The sequence below is a fragment of the Herbaspirillum aquaticum genome, assembly GCF_002213425.1.
GTDB lineage: Bacteria > Pseudomonadota > Gammaproteobacteria > Burkholderiales > Burkholderiaceae_D > Herbaspirillum > Herbaspirillum aquaticum.
Map to the genome: position 1 here is coordinate 153,129 of NZ_NJGV01000008.1, position 21,254 is coordinate 174,382.

Here is a 21,254-nt window from a genome sequence, read left to right on the forward strand (position 1 = left end):
TCACGCTGTAGAAGCTACGGCTTTCAAAGAACACACCGGCAATGACGCAATACAGAGTCACCGACGCGTTCTTCGATAACCGCAGATGGCAAGTCCAGACATATGAATCTGTTTCGTACTTTTTTGAGAGCGACGGAGGTGGTATGGATATCTACAGCAGCTTTGCAAGCCGGTTCGACAAGACCAGAGAAGAAGAATTATCGCTTGAAGAGTATCTGAATCTTTGCAAGAACGACCCGGCAGTCTATGCATCGGCTGCCGAACGGATGCTGATGGCCATCGGCGAACCGGAGAAGGTCGACACCCGGGAAGATCCGCGCCTCTCGCGCATCTTCGCCAACAAGGTCATCAAGGTCTATCCCGCCTTCAAGGAATTCTATGGCGCGGAAGAAGTGATCGAGCAGGTGGTTTCGTATTTCCGCCATGCCGCGCAAGGCCTGGAAGAGAAGAAGCAGATCCTTTATCTGCTGGGCCCGGTCGGTGGCGGCAAGTCCTCCATTGCCGAGCGCTTGAAGCAGCTCATGGAGCAGGTGCCCTTCTATTCCATCAAGGGTTCGCCGGTCAATGAATCCCCGCTGGGCCTGTTCGATTACGACGAAGACGGCCCCATCCTCGAAGAGCAGTACGGCATCCCGCGCCGCTATCTCAAACCCATCCTGAGCCCCTGGGCCGTCAAGCGCCTGCATGAGTACAACGGCGACATCCGCCAGTTCCGCGTGGTCAAGCGCTATCCGTCCATCCTGCGCCAGATCGGCATTTCCAAGACCGAGCCGGGCGATGAAAACAACCAGGACATTTCCACCCTGGTCGGCAAGGTGGACATCCGCAAGCTGGAACAGTATTCGCAGGACGATGCCGACGCCTACAGCTACTCGGGCGGCCTGTGCCTGTCCAACCAGGGCCTGCTGGAATTCGTGGAAATGTTCAAGGCGCCCATCAAGGTGCTGCACCCGCTGTTGACGGCCACGCAGGAAGGCAACTTCAAGGGCACCGAAGGTTTTGGTGCGATCCCCTTCGATGGTGTCATCCTGGCCCACTCCAACGAATCGGAATGGAAGGCCTTCCGCAACAACAAGAACAATGAAGCGCTGCTGGACCGCATCTTCATCGTCAAGGTGCCGTATTGCCTGCGCGTGTCCGAAGAAATCAAGATCTATGAAAAGCTGATCCGCAGCTCTTCGCTGGGAAAGGCCACGTGCGCACCGGGCACGCTGAAGATGATGGCGCAGTTCTCGGTGCTGACGCGCCTGAAGGAACCGGAAAACTCCAGCCTCTTCTCCAAGATGCAGGTCTATGACGGCGAGAACCTCAAGGATACCGATCCGAAAGCCAAGTCCTATCAGGAATATCGCGACTATGCCGGTGTCGATGAAGGCATGAACGGCATCTCCACGCGCTTCGCCTTCAAGATTCTTTCGCGCGTGTTCAACTTTGATACCACCGAGGTAGCGGCCAATCCGGTGCACCTGATGTACGTGCTGGAACAGCAGATCGAACGCGAACAATTCCCGCAGGAGACCGAGCAGAAATATCTCTCCTTCGTGAAGGACACGCTGGCCTCGCGCTACGCCGAATTCATCGGCAAGGAAATCCAGACCGCGTACCTGGAGTCGTATTCGGAATATGGCCAGAACGTCTTCGACCGTTACGTCACCTATGCCGACTTCTGGATCCAGGACCAGGAATACCGCGATCACGATACCGGCGAGAGCTTCGACCGCGCGGCCCTGAATGCGGAACTGGAGAAGATCGAGAAGCCGGCCGGCATCAGCAATCCCAAGGACTTCCGCAACGAGATCGTCAACTTCGTGCTGCGCGCACGGGTCAACAACGGTGGCAAGAATCCGCTGTGGACCAGTTACGAAAAACTGCGCGTGGTGATCGAGAAGAAGATGTTCTCCAATACCGAAGACCTGTTGCCGGTGATTTCCTTCAACGCCAAGGGCTCCACCGAGGAAATGCAGAAACACGAAGACTTCGTCAATCGCATGGTCAGCAAGGGATACACGCCCAAGCAGGTGCGCCTGCTGTGCGAATGGTACCTGCGCGTGCGCAAGTCCTCGTAAGCGCCGCTGTTGCGCATCGCCCGCTGCATGTGTGGCGATGCGCGCGGCGACCCTTCGGCGCCGTGCGCCTGGCGCACCGCCGACCACTAGCAGGAGAACCGAGTGCTGCATCAGATCATCGACCGCAGGCTGGCTGGCAAGAACAAGAGCATCGCCAACAGGGAGCGCTTCCTGCGGCGCTTCAAGGGGCATATCCAACGTTCGGTGGCGGACGCCGTGCGCGACCGCAGCATCACCGATCTGGAAAAATCGAAGAGCATCAGCATCCCGCGCAAGGATGTCTCGGAGCCCTTCTTCCATCACGGCAAGGGCGGCAAGCGCGAAGCCGTGCATCCGGGCAACCAGGATTACCTGCAGGGTGACCGCATCCCGCGCCAGAACGGCGGCAGCGGCGGCGGTGGCGGCAGCAGTGCCAGCAACGACGGCGAAGGACAGGACGATTTCACCTTCGAACTGACCCGCGAAGAATTCATGCATTACTTCTTCGAGGACCTGGAACTGCCGCGCCTGGTGGAAACCAACCTGCTGCAGGTACCGAACTGGAAGAACCAGCGGGCCGGTTATTCGGTCGACGGTTCGCCCAACAACATCGACGTGGTGCGCTCGCTGCGCTCCTCGCTGGGCCGCCGGATCGCCCTGGGCGGGCCCCTGCAGCGCCAGCTCGACGTGGCCGAGGAAACCCTGGCCGAGATGAAGCGCAAACCCGAGGAGCACAGCGCCGACATCCCGTTGCTGGAAGAGGAAGTGAAGCATTTGCGCGCCCGCATCCTGCGCATCCCCTTCATCGACCCCTTCGACCTGCGCTATGTGAACAGGGTGCGCCAGCCGCAACCCTCCAGCCGCGCCGTGATGTTCTGCGTGATGGACGTGTCGGGCTCGATGGATGAGCAGCGCAAGGATCTGTCGAAGCGCTTCTTCATCCTGCTGTATCTCTTCCTCACGCGCAATTACGAACACATCGAAGTGGTCTTCATCCGCCATCACACCCGCGCCGATGAAGTCGATGAAAACACTTTCTTCCATTCGCAGGAAAGCGGCGGCACGGTGGTCTCCAGCGCGCTGGAGCTGATGCACGACATCATCACCAAACGCTATTCGCCCAGCGAGTGGAACATCTATGGCGCGCAAGCCTCGGACGGCGACAACTGGAACGACGATTCTCCCAAGTGCCGTGAACTGCTGGAGTCCTCGATCCTGCCGCTGACGCGCTACTTCGCCTACATCCAGGTAGCCGAGCCGGAACAGAACCTGTGGACCGAGTACATGCAGCTGATCGAATCGCATCCGCACTTCGCCATGAAGAAGGTGCAATCGGCCGCCGAGATCTACCCGGTCTTCCGCGAACTCTTTGAAAAGCAGGTGCACGCATGAACAGCCGCTTCAAGCATGACCCGCTGCCTTGCCCCTCGGACTGGAGCTTTGATCTCATCGAGCGCTACAACGAGGAAATCGCACGCGTAGCCAAGGGTTACGAGCTGGACATCTATCCCATCCAGCTGGAGATCATTTCGGCCGAGCAGATGATGGATGCGTATGCCTCGCACGGCATGCCGGTCAACTATCGCCACTGGTCCTACGGCAAGCACTTCATGCTCACCGAACGCGATTACAAGCGCGGGCAGATGGGCCTGGCCTATGAGATCGTGATCAATTCCGATCCCTGCATCGCCTACCTGATGGAAGAGAACACGATGACCATGCAGGCCCTGGTCATCGCCCATGCAGCCTATGGGCACAACTCCTTCTTCAAGGGCAATTACCTGTTCCAGTTGTGGACGGATGCCAGCGCCATCATTGATTACCTGGTGTATGCGCGCAATTACATCGCCGAGTGCGAAGAACGGCATGGCTTCGAACGCGTGGAAGAATTGCTGGACTCCTGCCATGCGCTGATGAACTACGGCGTGGACCGCTACAAGCGTCCGCAACGCCTGTCGCTGGCGCAGGAGAAAGCACGCCAGCGCGAGCGCGAGGCCTACATGCAGTCGCAGGTCAACGAATTGTGGCGCACCCTGCCGGCCAAGAAGGAAACGGCCGCTGCAGCCGTGGAGGGCCGCTTCCCCTCCGAGCCACAGGAGAACCTGCTATATTTCGCCGAGAAGAACGCACCCCTGCTGGAGCCCTGGGAACGCGAGGTGATCCGCATCGTGCGCAAGGTCGGCCAGTATTTCTATCCCCAGCGCCAGACCCAGGTGATGAACGAAGGCTGGGCCACCTTCTGGCATTACACGCTGTTGAATACGCTCTATGACCAGGGCCGCCTGACCGATGGTTTCATGATGGAATTCCTGCATTCGCACAGCAATGTGGTGTTCCAGCCGCCCATCACCAAGCCGTATTACAACGGCATCAACCCGTATGCACTGGGCTTCTCGATGATGAGCGACATCCGCCGCATCTGCGAGAACCCCACCAATGAAGACCGCGAGTGGTTCCCCGACATCGCCGGGCGCAACTGGCTCGATACCCTGCAATACGTGATGCGCAACTACAAGGACGAGAGTTTCATCGCGCAATATCTCTCGCCCAAGCTCATGCGCGACATGCGCATGTTCGCCGTGCTAGATGACGAGGCGCGCAGCGAGATCGAGGTCTCGGCCATCCACAACGAGCGCGGCTTCCAGTACGTGCGCCAGGCGCTGTCCCGGCAGTACGACATCAACCACCGCGAACCCAACATCCAGGTCTGGTCGGTCAACACGCGCGGCAACCGCAGCCTCACGCTGCGCCATTTCCGTAGTGACGGCCGCTCGCTGGGCGACAGTACCAATGAGGTGCTGCGCCACATGGCGCGACTGTGGCAGTTCGACGTCTATCTGGAAAGCGTGGACGACAACGGCTACATCGTGCAGCGCTATGAATGCGTGGCCGAGAACCGGTATGCTCTGCGTTCGTGAGTGACCGCTGCCAGGAGTGACCATGCCCGCTGCCCCCGCTACCCCGCGCCCGCCGATCTCGGCCCAAACCATCCCGCTGTTTCCGCTGGCCAGCACACTCTTTCCTGAAGGACGGCTGCCGCTGCAGATCTTCGAGGTGCGTTACCTGGACATGATCGGCAAGTGCATCGCCGAGGGCAGCAGCTTCGGCGTGGTGGCGCTGACGGAAGGGTCGGAGGTACGGCGGCCCGGCCAGAGCGAACGCTTCGTCGGTGTGGGCACGCTGGCGCGCATCCAGGAATGGAGCACGCCCTCCCCCGGCCTCATGCGCATCGCCTGCCTGGGCGGCGAGCGTTTCCGCATCCTGCAGGCCGAACAGCAGAAACATGGACTATGGACCGCGCAGGTGGAGATGATGGAAGCGGACCGTGCCGTGACGATCCCTGAAGAGCTGCGCAATACCTCGCAGGCGCTGGACAACCTGCTGCAATCGGTACTGCGCCAGGGCCTGCCGGATAGCGAAGTGCCCATCGCCGCGCCTTACCGGCTGGACGATTGCGGCTGGGTGGCCAACCGCTGGGCAGAGATGATGCCCATCTCCGTGAACCTCAAGCAGAGCCTGCTGGCGCTGGACAATCCGCTATTGCGGCTGGAGCTGGTGCAGGATGCACTGGATGAGCTGGGCTGGCTGAAATAGTTGGTTATTTCCATATTGCAACTAACTATCCCGCTTCAGATTTACTGAAATTCCTCCCACCCCGTCACGGCGCCACGCCGCTGATCCCCGCCTCGGCCAGCAGCGCCGACATCCCCGACCAGAAGATCTGGATCCCGATACACAGCAGGATGAAGGCCGACAGGCGCAGCACCACCATGGTGCCCAGCCGCCCCATCAGGTTCACCAGCTTGTGGGCATAGTTGTAGCAAAGGAAGATCACCAGCGCCGTGAGCGCCGCGCCCAGGGCGGCACTGCCGACCGAGATCACCCAGTCCAGCAGGCGGGTCGGCGTATTGGCACCCAGCGTGATGGACGCGGCGATGGTGCCGGGGCCGACGGTCAGGGGGAAGCTCATCGGATAGAAGCTGCGCGCCTTGATTTCTTCGTCGGGCAGGTCTTCGTCATAGGTCTTGGCCACTTGGGTGGGGATGGAGCTGTCCTGGCTGTTGTCGTTGAGCAGTTTCCAGCCCGAGACCGCCACCAGCAGGCCCCCGCCCACACGCACGATGGGCAGCGAGATGCCGAAGAAGGTCAGCACGTGCGAACCGATGAAGATGGCCGCCACCAGCATGAACCAGCAATTGATGGCGACCTGGCGCGCGATGCGCTTTTCAGTGCTGCGGCTGACGTTGCCCAGCAGGTTGGCGAAGACCGGCGCGATGCCCAGGGGATTGAGGATGGGCAAGAGCGTGACCGGGATCAGGACGACCGCCTTGAGGAAAAGGATGAACATGGCGCAATCAGGAATAAACGGCGAATAATCGGCATTGAAGGTTGACCCGGCAGCGTAGCTGAAAGCCGCTACGCTGCCAACCACGGCCGCATCTGCCGTTGCGCGCTCGTCCCCTTTTCCCCTCAGGCGGCCCGCAGGCGCATGCCGCGCACGCGGCTCAGGAGCAGCAGCGCCACGGCCAGGTTCAGCAGGTTCCAGGCGATGCCATTGGCGAAGGCTGCATGGTAGTTGCCGGTAAGGTCGAAGATCTTGCCCGACATCCAGCCGCCCAGCGCCATGCCGAACATGGTGGCCATGATGACGGCGCCCACGCGCTGGCCGGCTTCGGCGGCTGGGAAGTATTCGCGCACGATGATGGCGTAGGACGGCACGATGCCGCCCTGGAACAGCCCGAACAGGGCCGAGATGAGATAGAGCGAGGCCAGGCTGTCGAAGGGGATGAACAGCAGCAGCGACAGGCCCTGCAGGGCCGAGCCCAGCAGCAGCGTGCGCAGGCCGCCGATGCGGTCGCAGATGGCGCCGGAGACCAGGCGGCTGACCACGCCACAGGCCAGCATCAGCGAGAGCATCTGGGCGCCGCGTGCCGGGCCGTAGCCGAGGTCGCCGCAGTAGGCCACGATGTGGACCTGGGGCATGGCCATGGCCACGCAACAGGCCACACCGGCCACGCACAGCAGCAGCTGGGCCGAACCCGGTGCCAGGCCGAAGGGGCGCGGGCCGCCGCCGGCGCGGGTACTGGCCGGGCCGCTGTCCTGCAGCGGCGGCCGGGCGCGCATGAGCAGGGCCAGGCTGCACATGATGAGGCTGCAGGCGATACCCATGCCGATGTAGGTGTGCTGCCAGCCGACGCTGTCGACGAAGTGCTGGATGATGGGCGGCCACAGTGCGCCGCCGAGGTAGTTGCCGCTGGCGCAGACGGCCACGGCGATGCCGCGCCGCTTGCGGAACCACAGCGAGGTATCGGCCACCAGCGGCGAGAAGGTACAGGCCGTGCCCAGCAAGCCGATCAGCAGGCAATGGGCGGCCATGAAGCACCAGATGTTGGGCGCCAGCGCGGCCGCGATGAAGCCTGCGCCCAGGCAGGCCCCGCCCAGCAGCAGCGGGCGCATGATGCCGTAGCGGTCGGCCATGCGGCCCATGAAGAGGCCGCCGACGCCCACGCCCAGCATGGTGAGGGTATAGGGCATGGAGGCCAGGCCACGATCTACCTGGAAATGCGCCTGCACTGCCGGCAGCACCACCGCCATCACGTACATGCCGCTGGCGCCCACGATCATGAGGACCATGGTGATGCACAGGCGCAGTACGGCGTAGGAGGAATCGACCTGGTAACGGTCGGTGGGTGCGGGGCTTGCGGGGGAGGATGGGGGCATGGGGGTCTCCGGGTTCATTTTTTTAATGTGGTCAACGGTGTGCGTTTGGGCTCGGGGGGCAATTTCCAATGGCGCTGCGAAGAACACTACGCGGATGAACTGCCATACGATGTCTCTGGCCGAACGCCCGTCACTGGCGGACTACTGTTGCCTGATGCCGTCAGCGATAGTGCACGAACGCGTGCCAGAGCATTGTTAGAACTATTCCCGACAAGCCGAGGTAGAGTGTGATCGAGAACATCCTTGCCGCAAGAATCAAAGAGCGTAGTTGTTTTTCCTTGAGCATCTTTCTTGATGTCTCTCCCCATATGACTTCTCGTGGCAGAGATGTCCCGATCCCACTTTGCGTGACCGAATACCATGAGCTTCCGACTGCAAAAGTACGCATCTTCAAAATCCGCTGGAACAACAGTTCTCGAATAATCTGCCTCACAATAATCGACAAGCCGGTTAATGGAGCAAAGACCATGAAGAGAAAAAAGTCGGGCTTATCGATACTCATGGGTGCACTTATTCATCAAATTCTCCCGAGCTGGACTAGCAATTTTCGCATCATTCAAACGGTCGCTTCTGGCCGCAAGCAGCCGCTCTCTTCAAGCTCGTTGGCGATACTCTCTACTAGATATCGATACCGAATTTCCATCAGGATCTTTCGCGTTAGCGAACTGATAGCCGTTTGCCTGGTGGGTACTGCCGAATTCGAGACCTCTTTGCGCAGAGTCGACCTTGAATTTTTCAACATCGGAAACGCTGAATACCAGTTTGACTACCGACTGCCCAAATTTTAAAGATTTGGCCGCCTGATGAATCAGAAGACTGATGCCGGCATCTGGTGCACTCAATTCGATGAGACCGTCACGTAGCTCCCCGGTCGTCTTGAATCCAAAATGATCTTTGTAGAATGCACTGGTGGCGGCAGGATTGCGGGCGTATATCAAAATCGTATTGAATGATGCCGTCATGGTCTCTCACACAGGAACAATAAATTCGGGGTTTTTACCGAGGGTATTCAGATGCACACTTTATCAACAAAAACTATTTTCCCCGCCAGTCTTCAATGCTTCGTGAAAGTCAGCTTCCGGGCGATAGGAGACATCTTGGACTAAAGAACATCTGAAAATAGCAGGATGTGGAAACAAGCTGAAAAATAACTCGAAAGGTCCGTTTCTGGCCGGAAGCGGACATCCGAAATCCATCCGAACTATCATGCCGGCTTCTTTACTGGCGCCACCGCCGTTTAGCGCGATTCGCCCCCCCTAAGCAAAAATCCTTACACCACCATACCGGTGGATTCAGCCCGCTTCTTGATGGACGCGACGATTCGCAACGCGTCCTTGGCCGGCGGCATTCCAAACGCCCGTCCATACTCCCGACTGAACTGTGTGGGACTGTCATAGCCCACCTCATATGCCACTGTTGTGACGTTCTTTCCGGCTATGACCAGTAGCTTGCGAGCCTGCAGCAAGCGCAATTGCTTTTGATACTGCAAAGGGCTCAATGACGTAATCGATTTGAAGTGGCGGTGGAAGGCCGACGCACTCATCGCGGCTTCCTCTGCCAACGCTTCCACAGCCAAAGGCTGAGCGAACTCTCGGCGGATACGCTGGATGACCTTATTGACTCTGGCGAGTGTCGTGTCCGGTGTTGCGATATCGCGCAACATCCATCCCATGGGGCCTTGCAATACCCGATACAAAATCTCGCGTTCGTAGGCTGCCGCAAGAACCGGAATATCTGCTGGCTGATCCATGAGTCGAAGCATGCGCACCCAAGCATCCAGTAGCTCTGGCGTCACTGGCGCAACTGAAAAACCTCGCTCTGTGGGGGCCGGTGCAGCCGGATCAGGCAGCACAGAAAACAGATCAGCCAGAACTGCGGCATCCAATGTCAGGGCAACTGCCAGATAAGGTGATCCGTCCGCTGCGGGCCTCACTGCTCCGGCGGCAGGCAGGTCTACTGACATGACGAAATATGTAGCGGGGTCATAGTCCAGCGCCTGGTCACCCACCGTCAGGGTCTTTCCACCCTGCAAGATGAGGTTGACCATGGGGTCATACACAGCGGCCAATTCGTGCTCAGGAATACTGCCTTGAACCATGAAAACACGGGGAATACCTGTCTCAGTGGGACGGTTTTCTGCACGGCTAGCCAATAGCCTCAATTCATTGAGCTGTTCTCGCATGGCAGGATTGTATCCACTAAGCCGACCGGCAGGAATAGGCAAGAATGAAGCAGAAACCGTTGCGGCTGAAAACGACCGCGTCTCTATAGTTCAGTCATCCCAACCATTGAACTTGAGGAGCTGAAAATGAATAGCAAGGTCATCGTCATCACCGGTGGCAGCCGCGGCATCGGCGCCAAAACCGCCATGGAAGCGGCTCGCCGGGGTTTTGGTGTCATCCTGACCTACAACACCGCCCCTGATGCTGCGCACGCCGTAGTACGCGCCATCGAGGCAAATGAGGGCAAGGCGGTTGCGCTGAGACTGGACGTTTCCAACACTTCTTCTTTTGCGGCCTTCCGCTCCGAAGTCGAAAAGGCGCTGAAGGAAACTTGGGGTAGCAGTCATCTGAACGGGTTGGTAAACAACGCTGGATACGGCCTGTTCCGGCCTATCGCTGCAGTGACGGAGGAGCAGTTCGATGGCCTCTTCAATGTACATCTCAAAGGCCCATTCTTCTTGACGCAATCGTTGCTGCCACTGCTGTGCAACGGCGCTAGCATCGTCAACCTTACCAGCGCCACTACTCGTGTGGCCACCGCTGGCGTCGCGCCCTATGCCTCCTTCAAGGGTGGCTTGCAGGTGCTGACACGTTACATGGCCAAGGAGTTCGGTGAGCAAGGCATTCGCGTCAACTCGGTGTCACCTGGCCCCATCCGCACCGAACTGGGTGGCGGCCTCAATGACGAATTCGAGGCGCTGCTGTCTTCCCAGACCGCTCTGGGCCGTGTTGGCGAGCCGGAAGAGGTAGCACGCGTGATCACCTCCTTGCTCACCGAAGACAGCGGCTGGATCAATGCACAAGACATCGAAGTATCCGGCGGCTATGTAGTCTAACGAGCCATAGATGCGCATGTGACTCAGGAGAACCCATGTTGGATCACGTATTTTTATCGGTGGCAGACATCGATCGCTCAATTCGTTTCTACACCCAAGCACTCGCTCCGCTGGGGATTGTTGACCGACTGGATTATGACGGTCGGAACGGACCTCGTGGCCATCCCGATCTCAAAGGTTTTGGTGCCCATGGGAGAGTTTTCTTTTGGCTGCGATCAGGGCACGCGGACGCGCGCTCGGCACACGTCGGTTTTGTAGCGGATAGCCGAGCGGCCGTCGACGCAGCTTATGCGGCTGCGATGGGTGCTGGAGCAACAGATAACGGTTGCCCAGGCGCACGACTTCACTACGATCCCCGTTATTACGCCGCCAATGTACTGGATCCTGATGGCTATAGCCTGGAGTTTGTCTACAAGCCCTGGCAGCATCCTCAAGACGCTATCAAACGAGAAGACCATGAGTGAAGCGATGGAAATAACCACCTTCCAGTTAGCGAAGGGCCTGACAATCAAGGATTTCGTCGCTGCAAATACAGACGTTGATGCATGGCTAAGAAAGCAACCCGGCTTTATTCTGCGTCGCATCTGCGAAGGCAGCGATGGCTGAGTCATTGATATGTTGCTGTGGAAGTCTGCGCGCGAAGGGCAGCGAGCGGCCTCGAGAATAATGAGCGAGCTGCCCGACTCGCCTGTACATGCGACCATTGACCAAGCCACCGTGGACTGGAGTATACAATCGTGTCGGCATGGTCTTGGCTGATCTATTCCTCTCAAATCCAGAAAGAAGGAGGTAATGCCGATATTGGATCACATCAAGTTCGCGGTTAGCGACTCAAGCGCCACTCTCGAGTTCTACAAAGCAGCATTGCCCGATGATGACGGACTGCGAGTCAATCAGCATATAGAGAAGTCAGAACCCCTTGCCAACAACCACCCACCCCCGGCTAGAGGACGATGCAGCCAGCAACGACGAGCTCGACGACCCGACCTTGGTCGCCAGGAAGACGCTGGCTTCCCACAGCGAATCGCTGCTCCAGCGCAGGCCCACGCCGATGCCAGACAAGCTGACGCTGTTGTCGCCGGTGGTCCAGGGACGGCGATTGATCCTCACGCGCGCACTGTCGATGAAGGCCAGGGCTTGCAGGTTGCCGTCGGCCACGCGCCCCATGTCACGCCGCAGTTCGACGCTGGCGAGATAACCGGTATCGCCGGAGATGGCACCCACATCATAGGCACGCACGCTGTAGGGACCGCCGATGCTCATCTTTTCGGCCGAATCGAGGTTGGTATCGGCCCATTGCGCGGCCACATTGACGAAGAGGGAATGGTTCCTGTCCAGCGTCTGCAGCCGGGAGAAGTTGACGTTCCATTTGGAGAACCCCCCGCGTGTCTGCGCACTGGCTGCATCCGATGACGCTGCTGCAGCGTCGTCGAAGCCCACACGTCCGGCGGTCCAGCCCACACCCCACGCGCTCACGGCGCTACCGAGGAAACTGTCACGCAGATTGCCCGACAGGCTCAACAGCCAGTTGTCGAGATGGCGATCGGTACGCAGACCGGTGGCCCCTATGCGGTCTTCCAGTGTCTTGGCATCGTACTGGATCTGGGCGAACACGTTGTAGTCCTTGCCACGCACCACGGGATGCTTGAGCCACAGGCTGGTCACCATGGCGTTGCCGTGGGCATCCAGCGAATCGACGTTGCCGCCCAGCTTGTAATGCACCTGCGAGTAAGCAGCACCGGCGCGCGTGCCCGCGCCGTTGAGCAGCGTGTCGTAACTGAGGCGCCCGTAGGCCATGTGCTCGCCCGTACTGACCAGGTTGGCCGACAGGACATCACCGTGACGAAGCGGGTTGAACAAACTGGCCGTACCGCTGACGCGGGCCCTGCCGATGTAGCGATTGCCATAATTGTCGATCGAGATGCTGCCCGCACCGACCTCCTTGTGCGTGGCATCGACATCGAGATCGGAAGTGCCGACCGCTTCGCCCGGCTTGAGTACCGCATTCACCCCCACCCCGGGCACATCGGACAGCAGCAGCAGGGCACGGTCCAGCTCCGTCTCGGAAACCGGCTGCCCGTTCTGCAGCGGTGACAGGATGGATTCCAGCAACCCGGTATTGACCCGGCTGCCATTGGAGAAATTGACGGATCCATAGCGGGCCTCGACCACCTGGATCACGACCACCCCCTCGGCAATGGTCTGCGCAGGAATAATGGCCCGCGCCAAAGGGTAGCCACGCTGCTGGTAATACGTACTGATGCGTGCGGCCAAGGCACCTAGCTCGACCAGCGTCAGCGTCTTTCCTTGCTGGTCTGCGACCAGGGCATGCAGTGTCGCGGTGTCGAAGGCCGTGTTGCCGACGATACGAATTTCCTTCACCAGGAAAGGCGCGGAGGCAGGCAGCGCGGCGCTGTCCTTCGATTCGATCCGCAGGTCCGGTTGATTGGGCAAGGGTGCTGTGCCCGGTGACGGCTGCAATTCCTGCAGCAGCGACCCGGCGTCGGCAGGTGCCCCCGGACCGGCAGCCCAGGCAGGAGAGACCAACAGGAGCGCCGCCGAGACGGGCATGGCGATCAGGGATGAGGCGGATACGTATTTCATGAAAAATCTTATTCTGCTGTTCTGGAAATGTCGTCCGGCAGTTGTGTACCGCCATTGCGGATTTGCAGCAACGGACCGATTGCGCCCAGGTTCGTGCGACCAAGATCGATGTTGGCGGCCCGGCTCACCTCGTCGTTTCTCGCATCGTCACGCGCTTCGGATCTCACCGTGAGCGTCGGCGAAAGCGTCAGCGACTGGGGCCGGGAAGCCGACTGCGGGGACAGGACCGACGATTGCACCTGCGTGACCGTGTCGCGCACCTGCGGCGGCAGATTCGCGGATGACGAGGATGCCACCGGGGATGCCGCCGCTACCGCAAGGATGTTGGCCAGCGTCGAGGTCTGATCGGTGATCATGTAGTTGCCGGCGTCGGCACCACCATACCTGCTGAAGAGGTTGACCAGCTTGCCGTTGCCCACAGCGGGATCCGTGAAGGCCCCGCTGGCGGTCACCGTCACGTCGTCGCCACTCACTTTCCCGCCCAGCAGCGCATTGGCTGCGTTGATGCTGGCGCTGGTGGTTCCATCAAAGGTCTTGTTGCCGGCCGTGATGCCGCTGACCACCAGCGGCGCTGGCGTGATGTTTGCCGTCTGGCTCGCAGGCTGCACCACATCGTAGTTGCCACTATCGGCTCCGGCCAGCGCATAAGTCACCGTCACCGCCTTGTTGCTGCCGACATTCTTGTCATTGAAGCGCCCTGATGCGACCAGGGTGACGGCATCTGCACCCAGGGCAGTCACGCTGGCCGCTCCGGATACCGTGGCCACCGTAGTGCCGTCATAGACCTTGCTGTTGACGGTCACGCCACCGGTCGGCGTCAGGCTGGCCTTGTTGATCGTGGCGGTCAGCCCGGTGGGCTGCACGATGTTGTAATTGCCGGCGTCGCTGCCGGTGAGCGTGAAACCGGTCACGTTCACGGTCTTGCCGGTGCCGGCGTTCTTGTCAGCAAACGTGCCCACGCCGGTGCCTGCAAGCGAGACCACGTCGCTGCCAAGCGCAGCGACACTGGCCGTACCGGTCAGGGTCGCAGTGGTCGTGGCGTCATAAGTCTTGTCGCTGGCACCTACACCGCTCACACCGAGATTGGCCTTGTTGATCGTGGCGGTCAGGCCGGTGGGCTGGATGAGGTTGTAATTGCCGGCATCGCTGCCCGTGAGCGTGTATCCCGATACGATGACGGCCTTGTTGATGCCGGCATTCTTGTCCGCGAAGCTTCCTGCGCCGGTACCGCTGACCGAGACCACGTCGCTGCCCAGGGCGGCGACGCTGGCCGTACCGCTCAAGCTCGCGTTCGTGGAGGCGTCATAGGTCTTGCTGTTGGCGCTGATGCCATTGACGTTGAGATCGGCCTTGCTGATCGTGGCAGTCAGGCCGGTGGGCTGGATGAGGTTGTAGTTGCCGGCGTCGGCGCCGCCGAGGGTGTAGCCGGTGACCGTGACGGCCTTGTTGCTGCCTGCGTTCTTGTCGCCGAACGCGCCCACCCCGCCTGTCACCGAGACCACATCGCTGCCCAGCGCCGCTACGCTGGCTGTACCGGCCAGCGTAGCGGTGGTGGTGGCATCGTAGGTCTTGTTGCTGGCGCTCACGCCGCCCACGACCAGGTCGGCCTTGCTGATCGTGGCCACCAGGCCGGTCGGCTGGACGATGTTGTAGTTGGATGCATCGGCGCCGGTGAGGGAGTAGCCGCTCACCGCGACCGCCTTGCCGCTGCCGGCATTCTTGTTGGCGAACGTTCCCACGCCGCTGCCTGTCACCGAGACCACATCGCTGCCCAGTGCCGTGACGCTGGCCGTGCCGGCGAGGGTGGCTGCTGTGGTGGCATCGTAGGTCTTGTTGTTGGCGGTGACGCCGGAGACGTTCAGGCTGGCCTTGTTGATCGTGGCCGTCAGGCCGGTCGGCTGGACGATGTTGTAGTTGCCGGCATCGCTGCCGGTCAGGCTATAACCGCTCACCGTGACGGCCTTGTTGCTGCCCGCGTTCTTGTTGATGAACGTACCCACCCCGGTGCCCGTGACCGAGACCACATCGCTACCCAGCGCCGTGACGCTGGCTGTCCCGCTCAGCGTGGCCGAGGTTGTGGTGTCGTAGGTCTTGTCGCTTGCGCTGATGCCGCCCACGGTCAGGTTGGCCTTGTTGATTGTGGCCGTCAGCCCGGTCGGATCAATGAGGTTGTAGTTGTTGGCGTCCGTACCGGTGAGCACATACGTCGCCCCCACGCCCTTGTTGCTACCGGCGTTCTTGTCGCTGAAATTGGCGCTGCTCAAGGACAACGAAATCGCATCGCTGCCGAAAGCGGTCACGGTCCCGCCAGACACCGTCGCCGTCGTGGTGCCGTCATAGGTCTTGCTGTTGGCAGTTGCGCCCGTGACCGTGACGTTGGCCTTGTTGATGTTGGCCGTCAGGCCGGTCGGCTGGATCAGGTTGTAGTTGTTGGAATCCGAGCCCGTCAGGACATACGTGGCCGTCACCGCCTTGTTGGTGCCGGCGTTCTTGTCGCTGAAGTTGGCGCTGCTCAACGAGACCGACACCGAATCACTGCCGAACGCCGCTACCGAGGCCGTGCCCGAGATCGTCGCGGTGGTCGTGCCGTTGTAGGTCTTGTCGTTGGCCGTCAGGCCGCCATTGACGGTCAGGTTGGCTTTGTTGATCGTCCCCGTCTTGCCGTCGAGTCCATTGAGGAAGTACTTGCCCGAGTCCGGACCGCTCAGGGTGACACCACTGATGGTCACCGCCTTGTTTGTCCCGGCGAACCGGTCATTGAACGTGGCGATGGCGCCGGACGTATTGATCGTCACCCATGGCGGGGTCACCATGGGGTTGATGGCACCGCTCAGGGTGGCCGTGGTGGTCCCATCATAGGTCTTGCTCACAATGCCCGCAGTGAGGTTGATCGCCATGTAGGCGTTGAATTGGCCCGATCCAATCATGGTGACAAAGAGACTGAAGTCAGTAGGATGGAAATAATCATCCGGGTTGTAGTAGATCTTGGTATAACCGTTATTGCCCTGCACGCCCAGCGCATTGGCATCGAACTTGACGCTGCCTGTGCCGGTTCCGGTGTTATCGGCACGCAGGACAATGTTGCCATTGCCGACGCTAGCATCGATTAAGGTGCCGTAACCCAAATTGATATTGCGATAGGCGCTGAGGGTCAGCGTGGTACCGCTTGTCCAATTCATACCGCCGATCAATACACCGTCGACCAGGTTGATATCGCCATTGCCCGAGATTCCTGCGCCGCAGCCTGATACGTTGGTGCAGCTGACGGTGGGGCCGGTCTTGATCGTCACATCACTGTATTGCAATGCCGCCGTGATCTGCGCCCCGGAAATATCTCCGAACGAATTGGGATCCTGGTCGTAGTAGATACTCATGTCCTGGGGATCCAGCAACCAGCTGCCGACCTTCCCCTTCGGCGCGAGCGTATTGACGACGGCCGGCTTGCCGACCGTCAGATGCTCCCCGGACGTCTCGACCTGCCCGCCGTTTCCGCCCTCCTTGCCGCCGCGCGCAGTGATGCTGCCGTTGAAGATGGTGCTGCCATCCGACCAGATCGCCACATTGCCGCCGTTGCCATTCGAGATGGCATCGGCATTGATGGTGGCCCCGACGGCTACGGTCGTGGCCTGCGCATTCTGCTCCGGCCCGGCTCCCAGGAAATTGCCACCTACCAGTGCGGTGCCTCCTCCTGTGTCGCCGGAGATGTCGATACTGCTACCGGCTGCCAGCGTGACGTCGTGGCCAAGTACCTTGACGGTTCCGCCGGTCTGGCCGGTGTTCTTTCCGGAAGCATCGAGCCTGCCGCTGTTGCTGACGGATCCGCGGTTGCCACCGTCCAGGATGATGGTGCCGTTGACGTTCTGGACGCTGCGCGCTTCGATGATGCCGGTGTTGTTGACCACGCTGGCCAGTACCGCATCCTTGGCACCGGCGGACATCACAACGCTACCGCCGTCGACGCGAATCAGGCCGCCATTTTCCGCGAGACTGTCCAGGGTGTTCTGGTTGACCTGCAGTTTCACCAGGCTGGTATCGGCGAAGGTGAGCGTGACGTCGTTGCCCGCTCCCAGCATCACCGCGCCGGACGGTGCAGTGATGTTTCCCTGGTTGCTGACCGTGTTGCCAATGAAGGCAACATAGCCACCGGAGGCGACGTTGATGTCGCCCTGGTTGACGATGCTTCCTGTGCCGTTGCCGCTGAATCGGCGGCTGGCACTGGCGAGGCTGGCATCACTCATGTCCAGCGTCGAGGCCACCAGTCCGCCGACATTGACCTGTGCACCTGCGCCAAACAGGATGCCGTTGGGATTGATGAGATAGACCTGGCCATTGGCATTGAGCTGGCCGAAGAATTGCGTCGGGTTGGTGTCATGGATACGGTTGACCGCCACTGCACTGGCCGAGGGCTGGACGAAATTGACCGTCTCGCCACGGGCGGTGTTGAACGATTGCCAGTTCGCGGACATGCTCTGGCTGGACTGCGTGACCGTGGTGGTCGTCCCGGACTGCGCGATGCTGCCCGAGCCTGCGGTCACCTGTCCGCCCACAGGCCCGGCCTGCGCCAGCAGCGGTGACATCAACAATGCCGCCGCCAATCGCTGTCGGTTCCGGCTTTTTCCCTGGCTGCGCGAGACCTCCGATACGGCGACCCAGGCCTGGTGTACGGTACTCCAGACGAGCCGATAGATGCGGTTCAACGAGGCGTGGCCTGTCATGATTTTTTCCCCTGTAGACGGATCGCCCCCGCTTGCAGAATCCCTCACGACAGCGGGTACGAATGCATGCTTTATTTAATTAGAAACCGTTTGCAACTAACTTTTTCAGTTGGTGTTTGGTCGAGCGATTTTCTGAAAAAACTTGGATGCAGTGAAATGCGATGAACAATTTTTTAAGTTTTATGTTTAATGAATTGATTGCAAATCGCTATGGCTTTCGATTTGCGGTCCGACGCTCCAGCCCATATCACGTCATGCCAGGTCGCTTCGTATCATTGAGTGAGGCGCGCTCAGACAGTAGCTTGCAGCTGCTCAGGAAAATTTGAAATGATAGTGTTCGCCTCTCCATACGCCTCGGCAGGCTATGGCAAGAAGTTGTGCAACCGACAGCCATTGGGGAGTCGACTGAATTCGGCTTTCCTCAGCTGCTCCAGATATTGGGTTTATTTCGTTCGGGCGGCTGTGGAAAGATTTCGGCGCGCTGGCACGCCTTATAGCACCAGGCGCTCAACGCTAAAGAGCCTGTCGGAGCATTAACTTGAAAGCACGTTGACCTTGGCGGCGAGGCCAGCCTGAAACTGCAAAATCAGGTCGGTATTTTTGACTTTATGATTCCTGTGGTCAATAGTCCAATTGGACTGATGCCTGCGGATGGCTTGTTGCACGTGGAAAGCTCGTCCAAAGAGCCATAGAGCTGACGGCAAGGCAGGCCGGTAGTATCCCGCCCGCTTCGTACCACCGGGTACGGCTGCTTGTCCTCAAGCAGGTCTTCAATGAGACTGTGCCACTGGATATCGCTACCCAGTCCAGATCGGACCAACCGCTGGTCAACAACCCCCATTGTGATTGTCCCGAAATTATTTTTGGAAGCCCAATTGCAGCCGTCCCATCGGAACGGTGTCATCGGCACATGTTTACTGCGAGCAGAGGCGGCTCCCGCCGCCCTGCACTCCATAGTCTTGCAAGAGCCGCCGGCTCAAATGCTGTTTTCGCAAAAATGAATTGCCGCGCAGGCGGATTGTTGTCGGGAAGGTGCGCTCCTATCATTTTCCCTGTCGAGTTCGAATCGATCCCAACATTCCCCAAGAGGTCAATCATGAGTACAGCAAAAAAAGTCGCCATCGTCACCGGCGCATCGCAAGGCATCGGCGCTGAGATCGTCAAGGCGTATCGCAAGCTCGGTTATCGCGTGCTGGCCACTTCGCGTTCGATCAAGCCGTCCGATGATGCCGAGGTCATCACCGTAGCCGGTGACATCGGCGACCGTTCCACCGCACAGCGCGTGGTCGCCGAAGCCCTCGCCCGCTTCGGCCGCATCGATACGCTGGTCAACAACGCCGGCATCTACATCGGCAAGCCCTTTACCGAACATACCGTGGAGGACTACAACGCCATCATGAACGTGAACATGGCCGGCTTCTTCCACATCACCCAGCTGGCCCTGGCCGAGATCGAAAAGCAGCAAGGCGGCCATGTCGTCACCGTCACCGGCAGCATCGACAATGGCATGAGCGGCGGTGTCTACACCGGATTGGCCGGGCTGACCAAGGGTGGGCTCAACGCGGCCACCCGCGCACTGGCCATCGAGTATGCGGAAAAGCGCATCCGCTTCAACGCCGTCGCACCCGGCGTCATCAGGACGCCGATGCATGCAGAAGAAAATCTCCAGTTCTTCGGCAAATACCATCCGCTGGGCCGCATCGGCGAGGCCAGCGAAGTGGCCAATGCCATCACCTTCCTGGAAAGCGCCGAATTCATTACAGGCGAAATCATCCACGTGGACGGCGGCCAGCACGCCGGCCGTTAAGCGCCCATCCGCTTCAAGGGGCCGAGTCACCAGCGTGGCCCGATATCACGCCATTGCGCTGCCAAAGCATTTTCCATGGTGCTCATGGTGGCCGACATGCCGCCATTTTTCAGAAGGAATCAAGCAAATGAACACCGCACACGTCACCGACTATTTCAAGGCCTTGGCCAACAAGGATGCGCAGGGAATCGTTGCGCACCTGTCCGACGACATCGTCCTGCATGGACCGATCTTCCCCGAACCCACGCTGGGCAAGGAGGCCGTGGTACAGATCCTGAGCGGCTTCCTGGCGACCATCGATGCACTCGAAGTCAACCTGAGCTTCGCCTCGGAGCGCGATGTCGCCGTGTTTTTCAGCTTTACGTGCAAGGGAATCACCGTCAAGGGGAACGAGCATCTCCACCTCGATGAGAACGGCCTGATCGATCATATCGAGGTGGCGTGGCGTCCCCTGCCTGATGCTGTCCTGATCCAGGAGATCTTCGCCACCAAGCTGGGTTTCCAGGCGATGCGCCTCGTCCCGGCAGCCTGACCATCATGGATCACGCAAGCTTGCTGTCGAACGCAGCTGCGCTGCCCGGCGCACAGGATGTCTCGCCTTCGTTTGAACGATATACAACGGAGGTCGTGCTGGGCGATCTGTGGAAACGGCCGCATCTCTCGGTACGTGACCGCAGCGTCATCACCCTCTCGGTCCTGATCGCGCGCAACCAGAGCGCAGACATGCCGTTCTACCTCAACGTTGCGCTCGATCACGGTGTAACCCCTGGTGAAATCTCAGCCATGGTGGCGCATCTGGCCTTCTATTCCGGCTGGGCCAATGCGATGGCGGCAGTCGATGTGGTGCGCGCGGTCTTCCATCAGCGCGGCATGGATGCCACGCCGTTTGCGTCCATCGATGCCGGGCCGCATCCGATCGATGAACAGCTCGAACAGCGGCGCCATGCTGCGGCCATGCACAAGTTCGGACAGGTCGCGCCCGGCCTGGTGCAGCTCACCAGCGATGTCCTGTTTCAGGATGTATGGCGCAGTCCGGAGCTGTCGCTGCGCGACCGCTGCCTCATCACCATCTGCTCGGTCATTGCCACCGCCCAGACAGCGCAGCTGGCCTTCTATGTCAATCGAGCGCTGGATCACTGCGTGAGCCGGGCGGAGCTGTCGGAGCTGCTGACGCACATTGCATTCTATTCAGGCTGGTCGAGTGCCTATACAGCGCTGGCAGTCGTAAAGGATGTGTTTGAAAGCCGACCTGACTGACGGCACTCACAAGACATCGCTCCACTGGCCAATCGCATTCCATTCAT

Annotated in this window: 17 protein-coding genes; 10 read left to right on the plus strand and 7 right to left on the minus strand. The window is 59.8% G+C overall.

Annotation, left to right across the window (positions count from 1 at the left end):
• Nucleotides 1-143 precede the first annotated feature (143 nt).
• The 4 genes from CEJ45_RS10725 to CEJ45_RS10740 all read left to right on the plus strand — a co-directional run bounded on the left by CEJ45_RS10725 (nt 144) and on the right by CEJ45_RS10740 (nt 5,639).
• Nucleotides 144-2,066: a PrkA family serine protein kinase gene (locus CEJ45_RS10725; protein WP_013236263.1), complete on the plus strand. Its 1,923-nt coding sequence runs from the start codon at nt 144-146 to the stop codon at nt 2,064-2,066.
• Nucleotides 2,067-2,168: 102 nt separating this feature from the next.
• Entirely contained in the window at nt 2,169-3,437 is a 1,269-nt protein-coding gene (locus CEJ45_RS10730) for a YeaH/YhbH family protein (RefSeq protein ID WP_034336397.1), read from the plus strand.
• A complete protein-coding gene (locus CEJ45_RS10735) occupies nt 3,434-4,963 on the plus strand; it encodes a SpoVR family protein (protein WP_008332933.1) in 1,530 nt (509 codons plus the stop codon). The genes CEJ45_RS10730 and CEJ45_RS10735 overlap by 4 nt, the downstream gene beginning before the upstream one ends.
• A 22-nt stretch (nt 4,964-4,985) precedes the next feature.
• Nucleotides 4,986-5,639, plus strand: a complete 654-nt coding sequence (locus CEJ45_RS10740; RefSeq protein WP_088755114.1) for an LON peptidase substrate-binding domain-containing protein — start codon at nt 4,986-4,988, stop codon at nt 5,637-5,639.
• A 64-nt stretch (nt 5,640-5,703) separates the two neighbouring features.
• Here CEJ45_RS10740 and CEJ45_RS10745 read toward each other — a convergent pair whose 3' ends face one another.
• The 5 genes from CEJ45_RS10745 to CEJ45_RS10765 form a co-directional block, all read right to left on the minus strand.
• A complete protein-coding gene (locus CEJ45_RS10745; protein ID WP_088755115.1) occupies nt 5,704-6,393 on the minus strand; it encodes a MarC family protein in 690 nt (229 codons plus the stop codon).
• A gap of 122 nt (nt 6,394-6,515) precedes the next feature.
• Entirely contained in the window at nt 6,516-7,766 is a 1,251-nt protein-coding gene (locus tag CEJ45_RS10750) for an MFS transporter (protein WP_088755116.1), read from the minus strand.
• Between the two features lie 160 nt (nt 7,767-7,926).
• Nucleotides 7,927-8,268 (minus strand): hypothetical protein, encoded by a 342-nt coding sequence (locus CEJ45_RS10755; protein WP_088755117.1) that lies wholly within the window; start codon nt 8,266-8,268, stop codon nt 7,927-7,929.
• A gap of 91 nt (nt 8,269-8,359) precedes the next feature.
• Nucleotides 8,360-8,728: a VOC family protein gene (locus tag CEJ45_RS10760; RefSeq protein ID WP_088755118.1), complete on the minus strand. Its 369-nt coding sequence runs from the start codon at nt 8,726-8,728 to the stop codon at nt 8,360-8,362.
• Nucleotides 8,729-9,036: 308 nt separating this feature from the next.
• A complete protein-coding gene (locus tag CEJ45_RS10765; protein ID WP_088755119.1) occupies nt 9,037-9,948 on the minus strand; it encodes an AraC family transcriptional regulator in 912 nt (303 codons plus the stop codon).
• A gap of 126 nt (nt 9,949-10,074) precedes the next feature.
• On the opposite strand from CEJ45_RS10765, the gene CEJ45_RS10770 reads away from it, so the two are divergent.
• Genes CEJ45_RS10770 through CEJ45_RS25025 form a run of 3 tightly spaced genes read left to right on the plus strand, consistent with a single transcriptional unit; the run spans nt 10,075 to nt 11,430 of the window.
• The gene (locus CEJ45_RS10770) at nt 10,075-10,824 is read left to right on the plus strand and encodes an SDR family NAD(P)-dependent oxidoreductase (protein ID WP_088755120.1); all 750 of its coding nucleotides are present in this window, start codon (nt 10,075-10,077) and stop codon (nt 10,822-10,824) included.
• Between the two features lie 35 nt (nt 10,825-10,859).
• Nucleotides 10,860-11,288, plus strand: a complete 429-nt coding sequence (locus CEJ45_RS10775; protein ID WP_088755121.1) for a VOC family protein — start codon at nt 10,860-10,862, stop codon at nt 11,286-11,288.
• Entirely contained in the window at nt 11,281-11,430 is a 150-nt protein-coding gene (locus CEJ45_RS25025) for a hypothetical protein (RefSeq protein WP_206601744.1), read from the plus strand. Before CEJ45_RS10775 ends, CEJ45_RS25025 begins: the two co-directional genes overlap by 8 nt.
• A 303-nt stretch (nt 11,431-11,733) precedes the next feature.
• On the opposite strand, the gene CEJ45_RS10785 is transcribed toward CEJ45_RS25025, so the two are convergent.
• Nucleotides 11,734-13,428 carry a ShlB/FhaC/HecB family hemolysin secretion/activation protein gene (locus CEJ45_RS10785; RefSeq protein WP_088755122.1) on the minus strand — a complete coding sequence of 565 codons (1,695 nt, stop codon included), beginning with the start codon at nt 13,426-13,428 and terminating at the stop codon, nt 11,734-11,736.
• Nucleotides 13,429-13,436: 8 nt separating this feature from the next.
• Nucleotides 13,437-18,143, minus strand: a complete 4,707-nt coding sequence (locus CEJ45_RS10790) for a YDG domain-containing protein (RefSeq protein WP_088755123.1) — start codon at nt 18,141-18,143, stop codon at nt 13,437-13,439.
• 1,096 nt (nt 18,144-19,239) lie between these two features.
• Here CEJ45_RS10790 and CEJ45_RS10795 point away from each other — a divergent pair.
• From CEJ45_RS10795 to CEJ45_RS10805, 3 genes are all read left to right on the plus strand, one after another.
• Entirely contained in the window at nt 19,240-19,950 is a 711-nt protein-coding gene (locus CEJ45_RS10795) for an SDR family NAD(P)-dependent oxidoreductase (RefSeq protein ID WP_088755124.1), read from the plus strand.
• Nucleotides 19,951-20,077: 127 nt separating this feature from the next.
• A complete protein-coding gene (locus tag CEJ45_RS10800; RefSeq protein WP_088755125.1) occupies nt 20,078-20,482 on the plus strand; it encodes a nuclear transport factor 2 family protein in 405 nt (134 codons plus the stop codon).
• A 5-nt stretch (nt 20,483-20,487) separates the two neighbouring features.
• Nucleotides 20,488-21,207 (plus strand): carboxymuconolactone decarboxylase family protein, encoded by a 720-nt coding sequence (locus CEJ45_RS10805; protein ID WP_088755126.1) that lies wholly within the window; start codon nt 20,488-20,490, stop codon nt 21,205-21,207.
• The last annotated feature ends 47 nt before the right edge of the window (nt 21,208-21,254 follow it).